Source organism: Candidatus Rickettsia barbarica, assembly GCF_041477405.1.
GTDB lineage: Bacteria > Pseudomonadota > Alphaproteobacteria > Rickettsiales > Rickettsiaceae > Rickettsia > Rickettsia rickettsii.
Window position 1 is genome coordinate 258,396 of record NZ_JBEWYL010000003.1, and the last position, 7,303, is coordinate 265,698.

Below are 7,303 nucleotides of genomic sequence, written 5' to 3' on the forward strand. Positions count from 1 at the left end.
TGACAGAGGTGAAATTGCTTCACGCAACAATGCCTTGCGAGCAGCCATAGGCTACGTAGCAATCTCATGAAATAATAAAACTCCTGAGATTGCGGACGTATAAATTACTTTGTAATTTTCCTCGCAATGACGTTAATTTATTAATTGATCTGCTTTTAGTTAACAATACCCCCCCAAAAGAACTTCTAGAAAAGTATTGCAACACTAATTTTTCTCTCTATAATAACTGTATATTGAATTAATATGCAAATATTAACTTTCCAGTCTTTTTGTACTACTATAGCCGGTCTAAGTCGGTAACAATATTTCTATATCTTTCTTTTAATTATATTCATCTATTTAAATTAACTAATTATTAGGTAAGTTTTATGTTGCGTAAAATAAGTTTTATGTTGCGTAAAATGCCACTTATTTTAATGGCTATTATCATAGCTATCATATTGTTAAACCCACTAATGAGTTTAGAAGTACAAAGGTTATTGTATTCAATAAGTCTATCTATTTCTATAATTGGATTATTTCTGCCTTTAATTATTTTTGGTTTACTTTTTAAATCTGTTGTAATGCTAGCCAAAGATGCAACACGTATAGTTTTCTTAATATTATTACTAGTATGTGGGTCTAATGTTTGTTCTACCTTCATAAGTTATTATGTAGGTATATACATATATCAATTCGCTTTATCAATAATCTCTCCTATAGAAAATGATAGTTTAAAGCCTTTATGGTTGCTTAATTTTCCTAATATTATTTCTAATGATAAAATCGTATTTAGTAGTATTATCTTAGGCTTTATTTCCTCAAAATTGTGTGCTGAAGTTGTAATTGGATTGGCTTGTAAGCTAGAAGCATTTGTTGCAAAAATATTGCGATTGTTGATCTATATAATGCCCTTATTTATAATGGGCTTTATCGTAAAACTACAGTTTGATGAAGTATTAGATATAATTATTAAAGATTATATGTTCATTTTTGTGACGATCGTATTTGCTCAGTTTGGTTATATCTTTCTTGCTTATTTTATTTTAAGTAACTGTCGAGTTAAGGAATGCATAGCTAGCCTTAGTAATATGATGCCAGCGTCTATAAGTGGATTTAGTGCAATGTCTAGTGTTATAAGTATGCCACTTAGTATAAAATAGGAGCGGAAAATAATACAAATAATAAAGCACTCGCTCGTACCGTTGACCAATAACAGTCAATATTCATCTTGTTGGCGATTGTTTTGCCATATCGATTTTGGCTTATGCTATACTAAAAAGTTATGGATTAGCTGAACTTACTTTATTTAATTAGTTTACTTTTTATTTTGTATTGGCAAAATTTGCAGTAGCAGCTATACCAGGTGGTAGAATTATTGTAATGCTCCCTATACTTGAACAATATCTAGGTTTTAATACTAATATGATGTCTCTGATTACAGCTCTTTATATCTTATTTGATCCTGTGATCACTTGTGCTAATGTTTTAGGAAATGGTGCTTTTGTTAAACTGATAGATAATATATATAGTGTAACTCAGAAAGCTTAATTTAAGCAAGTCATGTTCCACCGTGAGCATTAATAAATATTTTAGCAATAGTACGAGGTTTCTCAAAATACTCTAGGTTCTTGCGTGCAGAAAATTAAATTATTTGTATTTTTAGATATTTTTGAGCAAAAATTAATAAGAACGCAAGAGCCTAATATCTCTTTTGCTTTTAAAGTAATTGTTGAATTATCTATATTTGATAAATTAGATATGTGTGTTCCTTGAATTATTATTTTTTACGAAGAATTAGTGAATTTTTTAATCAAATCTCAAATATTATATAATTGATTTAAAAGAGAAAAAGCATATAATCTTTGTGTGGAAAGTGATACATTGGTAATAAATTATGATGTGGTTATTAATTGCAATTGGTTTAACCGTTGCGGTTCTTATTATAGGGGTAGTCTCGATGGCTATCGAAGGAAAGTTTGATAAGAAATTTAGTTCAAAGTTAATGACTTTAAGGGTTTTTTTTCAGGCAATTGCTATATTTTTATTGATTATAGTGTATTTTTATAAAGTTAATTTATAAATGTCTGAAAATAACTCAAAAGCTACTTAATCGATTTCTCTAATTTCTTTACGTAATTCTTCCCATTTGTCTAAAATTTCTTCTAATATAACTTCTTCGACTTTTTTTTCTCCATCTTCAAAGTCCTTTAAATCGCTAATCAGTTTCTCTAGCTTTAATAATGAAATTTTTTTTTCATTATACTGATCGCTACAATGTTCTTCGAGTTGTTCGGCAATTTCTTCAATATCACCCCAATGCATTATTATTCCTCCTTAATTTTATGCAAGTCTTATTTATTAACATGTTATCTGATATTTGCTATTATTTTTTACTAAATATTATTAATGCGACAAATTATTGCAAATAGGTGAGTTTATTATGCAACTATTGCCGGAATTAGGCAGGTTTGCTTTCTTTACATTTTGGTGATTTTATAGTATATTAAAATTAAATATTAAGATTTAATGATGTCAATATTACCGATAGTAACGGCACCTGATGAAAGATTAAAGCAGAAATCTCAGCCGGTTTTAGAGTTTACCGATCAAACACGAAAATTTATGGATGATATGCTTAAAACTATGTACCATGAAGACGGTGCAGGGCTTGCAGCAGTACAAGTAGGGGTATTGAAACGTATTTTAGTAATTGATATACAAGATCATGATTCGGTAGCAAGACCAAAAGATTTTTATCCGCTTTTTATAGTGAATCCTGAAATAATAGAACAAGCAGAAGAGCTAGTTACGGCTAACGAAGGTTGTATCTCATTACCGGAGCAACGTATTGAGGTGGCAAGACCGGAATCTATAAAGATTAGGTATTTAGACTATCATGGTAAATCGCAAGAGCTTAAAGCAAATGATTGGCTTGCAAGAGTTATCCAGCATGAGTATGATCATTTAGAAGGTAAGCTTATGATTGATTATTTAAGTCATTTAAAACGAGATGTAGTACTTCGTAAGCTTAAGAAACTCAAAAATAATTAGTGTGAAAGTAATCTTTATGGGAACGCCTGAATTCGCTGTTCCCGCTCTTAAAAAACTTATAACTCATCACGAAGTTAAAGCTGTTTTTACACAGCAACCTAAAGCTAAGGGCAGAGGACTTAACTTAGCTAAATCTCCAATACATCAATTAGCATTTGAGCATCAAATTCCTGTTTATACTCCTTCTACTCTTCGTAATGATGAAATAATAAATCTAATTAATAAAGTTAATGCTGATATTATAGTTGTTATTGCCTATGGTTTTATTGTGCCGAAAGCTATATTAGAAGCTAAGAAATACGGCTGTCTTAATATCCATCCATCCGATTTGCCTCGTCACAGAGGAGCGGCTCCTCTGCAGCGTACTATTATAGAGGGTGACCGGAAAAGTAGTGTATGTATTATGCGTATGGATACAGGGCTTGATACAGGTGATATATTGATGAAAGAAGATTTTGATTTAGAAGAAAGAATAACATTGGAAGAACTGCATAACAAATGTGCAAATCTCGGAGCGGAGTTATTAATTAAAACACTTGCAAATATCGATAATATAGTACCAATAACACAGCCAAGTGACGGCGTTACGTATGCTCATAAATTAACTAAAGAAGAAGGAAAAATTAATTGGCATGAATCCGCATATAAAATAGATTGTAAAATAAGGGGCATGAATCCTTGGCCTGGAGCATATTTTAGTTATAATGATAAAATCATTAAAATCCTTGAAGCAGAATATTTAAATGCGGATCATCACTTTACTTCCGGTACCGTTATTAGCGATAAGCTGGAAATAGCTTGTGGAAGCGGTATATTACGAGTGAAAAAACTTCAGCAAGAGAGTAAAAAAGCTTTGAATATAGAAGAATTTTTACGTGGTACAAATATTTTAAAAGATACAGTATTAAAATAAGAGTATTATTATGGGTCAAGATAAAAAAGAAGTTAGGTTTAATGATAATTGAGACGTTAAGGAGTTTACCTCAAAGTTTGAAAAGAATAGTGATATTTATTCTTTAAAAAGGAAAGTAATTAATATAGTAGATGATGAAGTGGAGGATCAAACTAAGCTACTTACAGACACTCAATTTCTTGTGAAAAAAACTCCACATGGTAAAACATCTCAATATGAAATTAGCGGCTTTATTAACAAAGCCGGCGCACATATATAAACGATCCAAAGCAAATAAAAGAAATTTCAAAATTATACGCTCATGCCGTATTTGCTGATTTACAGAAAAATATTTTAGGTAAATTTGATAAGAACGGTAATTTAAGTATAACTAAAGATTTTGCAATTGATGAAAATCCAGTCTTTAGAAAAGACGGTAAATTATTATGGGTTAAAACTCAAAGCGGTGTGATAAATAGAGAAGGAGAAATGACAGCAGTAAATCATATTTTACAAAAAGGCAGATTTTTGTTTGAAGATTTAGGCGGTAAGGTAGATACAAAATTAGGGACCACAAATCTAAACAAAAAGCTGACAAAGCCTATTTTAAAAAGAGGTTAAAATAACTTTAAGCCCCCTCATAAGAAATAAAATTAAAATTATTTGAAATTAGTGTTTGACAAGCTTTAAAAATATAGATATAAAACCATCACACAAAGTTTGAAACGTAAAACTTTGTAGCTGTTTAAAAAGTTGATAAAGCTAAAAACTAAATACACCGCGATAATAAAAATTGATATCGTGAGTAGATGCTGAAAATAAGAAAAATAATTGTGAAATTAATTCTGTATGCATTGTGTAATCTCAAGTTAAAAGCATAAGTAAATATAATAAGAGCATTTGGTGGATGCCTTGGCACTAGAAGGCGATGAAGGACGTAATACGTTGCGATAAGCTTCGGGGAGTTGCGAATAAACTTTGATCCGAAGATTTCCGAATAGGGGAACCTACCTAATTTATTAGGTATTGTATAGTGAATACATAGCTATATGAGGCAAACCCAGCGAACTGAAATATCTAAGTAGCTGGAGGAAAGGACATCAACCGAGACTCCGTTAGTAGTGACGAGCGAACGCGGATCAGGCCAGTGGCTTCAAAAAAATAACTAAAACAACATGGAAAGGTTGACCATAGAGGGTGATAGTCCCGTATAGGTAAAAAGTTTGAAGTCCTTGAGTAAGGCGGGACACGTGAAATCCTGTTTGAACATAGGGGGACCACCCTCTAAGCCTAAGTACTCTCTAGTGACCGATAGTGAACAAGTACCGTGAGGGAAAGGTGAAAAGTACCCCGACAAGGGGAGTGAAATAGTATCTGAAACCAAATGCTTACAAGCAGTCGGAGCAAGCGTATTTATATGTCTTGTGACGGCGTACCTTTTGTATAATGGGTCAGCGACTTAGTTTATCTAGCAAGCTTAAGCCGTTAGGTGTAGGCGTAGCGAAAGCGAGTCTGAATAGGGCGTTTAGTTAGATGAATTAGACCCGAAACCGGGTGATCTAGCCATGGCCAGGTTGAAAGCGGAGTAAAATCCACTGAAGGACCGAACCCACTACTGTTGAAAAAGTAGGGGATGAGCTGTGGTTAGGGGTGAAAGGCCAATCAAACTCGGATATAGCTGGTTCTCCGCGAAATCTATTTAGGTAGAGCGTTATAGCGATTACCATCGAAGGTAGAGCACTGAATGAGCTAGGGGGTCCCACAGACTTACCAAACTCAATCAAACTCCGAATGTCGATGAGTACAGCATAGCAGACAGACTATGGGTGCTAAGGTCCATAGTCGAGAGGGAAAAAGCCCAGACCGCCATCTAAGGTCCCTAAATCATGACTAAGTGTTAAAGGATGTGAGAAGACCAAAACAACTAGGATGTTGGCTTAGAAGCAGCCATCATTTAAAGAAAGCGTAATAGCTCACTAGTCTAAATAAGTTTTCTTGCGCCAACAATGTAACGGGGCTCAAGTCATGTACCGAAGATGCGGGTTTATGCATTTGGCATAAATGGTAGCGGAGCGTTCCGTAAGCCTGCGAAGGTGAACCGTGAGGTTTGCTGGAGGTATCGGAAGTGAGAATGCTGACATAAGTAGCGATAAAGAATGTGAGAAACATTCTCGCCGAAAGTCCAAGGGTTCTTGCGTAAAGTTAATCTGCGCAAGGTTAGTCGGCCCCTAAGATGAGGCTGAAAGGCGTAATCGATGGGAATCAGGTTAATATTCCTGAACCTGAAGGATTGTGACGAAAATAGTAAATTGTACAGTCTTATTGGATTGATTGTGCGGTGAATATTTTCCAGGAAATAACACCTTCATTATAGACCGTACCCGAAACCGACACAGGTGGACAGGTAGAGTATACCAAGGCGCTTGAGAGAACGATGCTGAAGGAACTAGGCAAATTGCATCTGTAACTTCGGAAGAAAGATGACCTGTATATGGGCAACCATGTGCAGGTGGCACAAGCTAGGGGGTAGCGACTGTTTATTAAAAACACAGGGCTCTGCAAAGTCAATAGACGATGTATAGGGTCTGACGCCTGCCCAGTGCTGGAAGATTAAAAGGAGGGGTGCAAGCTCTGAATTGAAGTCCCAGTGAACGGCGGCCGTAACTATGACGGTCCTAAGGTAGCGAAATTCCTTGTCGGGTAAGTTCCGACCCGCACGAATGGCGTAACGATTTCCCCACTGTCTCCAGTATCGACTCAGCGAAATTGAATTCTCCGTGAAGATGCGGAGTTCCCGCGGTCAGACGGAAAGACCCCGTGAACCTTTACTATAGCTTTGCACTGGTGTTAGGAATCAGATGTGCAGGATAGGTGGGAGACTACGAAGCGAAGGCGTCAGCCTTTGTGGAGTCACCCTTGAGATACCACCCTTTTGGTGCTTGACATCTAACCGAGATCCTTGAATCAGGATCCGAGACAATGCATGGTGGGTAGTTTGACTGGGGCGGTCGCCTCCCAAAGAGTAACGGAGGCGCGCGATGGTTAGCTCAGGTTGGTCGGAAATCAACTTTTAGAGTGCAATGGCATAAGCTAGCCTGACTGCGAGTCTGACAAGACGAGCAGAGACGAAAGTCGGTCATAGTGATCCGGTGGTCCCGAGTGGAAGGGTCATCGCTCAACGAATAAAAGGTACTCCGGGGATAACAGGCTGATGATTTCCAAGCGTCCATAGCGACGAAATCGTTTGGCACCTCGATGTCGGCTCATCACATCCTGGGGCTGGAGAAGGTCCCAAGGGTTCGGCTGTTCGCCGATTAAAGTGGTACGTGAGCTGGGTTTAGAACGTCGTGAGACAGTTCGGTCCCTATCTGCCGTGGG

The 7,303-nt window shown here is 36.1% G+C and carries 6 protein-coding genes, 1 rRNA gene and 2 pseudogenes; 8 read left to right on the forward strand and 1 reads right to left on the reverse strand.

The features are described from left to right. Window positions 1-368 precede the first annotated feature (368 nt). From ABVF33_RS05915 to ABVF33_RS05930, 4 genes and pseudogenes are all read left to right on the forward strand, one after another. Window positions 369-1,142: a cation:dicarboxylate symporter family transporter gene (locus ABVF33_RS05915; RefSeq protein WP_499706639.1), complete on the forward strand. Its 774-nt coding sequence runs from the start codon at window positions 369-371 to the stop codon at window positions 1,140-1,142. A 97-nt stretch (window positions 1,143-1,239) separates the two neighbouring features. Next, window positions 1,240-1,530: pseudogene (locus ABVF33_RS05920) on the forward strand (cation:dicarboxylate symporter family transporter). Between the two features lie 84 nt (window positions 1,531-1,614). Continuing rightward, window positions 1,615-1,755, forward strand: coding sequence for a hypothetical protein (locus tag ABVF33_RS05925; RefSeq protein ID WP_014273244.1), 141 nt, complete (start codon window positions 1,615-1,617; stop codon window positions 1,753-1,755). Window positions 1,756-1,876: 121 nt separating this feature from the next. Then, window positions 1,877-2,062: a twin transmembrane helix small protein gene (locus tag ABVF33_RS05930; protein WP_499706640.1), complete on the forward strand. Its 186-nt coding sequence runs from the start codon at window positions 1,877-1,879 to the stop codon at window positions 2,060-2,062. A gap of 26 nt (window positions 2,063-2,088) precedes the next feature. Here ABVF33_RS05930 and iscX read toward each other — a convergent pair whose 3' ends face one another. Further along, window positions 2,089-2,304 carry a Fe-S cluster assembly protein IscX gene (gene iscX, locus ABVF33_RS05935; protein ID WP_499706641.1) on the reverse strand — a complete coding sequence of 72 codons (216 nt, stop codon included), beginning with the start codon at window positions 2,302-2,304 and terminating at the stop codon, window positions 2,089-2,091. Window positions 2,305-2,511: 207 nt separating this feature from the next. Here iscX and def point away from each other — a divergent pair, with 207 nt between their 5' ends. The 4 genes and pseudogenes from def to ABVF33_RS05955 form a co-directional block, all read left to right on the forward strand. Further along, window positions 2,512-3,033, forward strand: coding sequence for a peptide deformylase (gene def, locus ABVF33_RS05940; RefSeq protein ID WP_499706648.1), 522 nt, complete (start codon window positions 2,512-2,514; stop codon window positions 3,031-3,033). 1 nt (window position 3,034) lies between these two features. Then, window positions 3,035-3,946 carry a methionyl-tRNA formyltransferase gene (fmt, locus tag ABVF33_RS05945; protein WP_010976939.1) on the forward strand — a complete coding sequence of 304 codons (912 nt, stop codon included), beginning with the start codon at window positions 3,035-3,037 and terminating at the stop codon, window positions 3,944-3,946. Window positions 3,947-4,127: 181 nt separating this feature from the next. Then, a pseudogene (locus tag ABVF33_RS05950) lies at window positions 4,128-4,546 on the forward strand (hypothetical protein). 259 nt (window positions 4,547-4,805) lie between these two features. Continuing rightward, window positions 4,806-7,303: ribosomal RNA gene (locus ABVF33_RS05955) — 23S ribosomal RNA — on the forward strand; the annotation flags it as partial.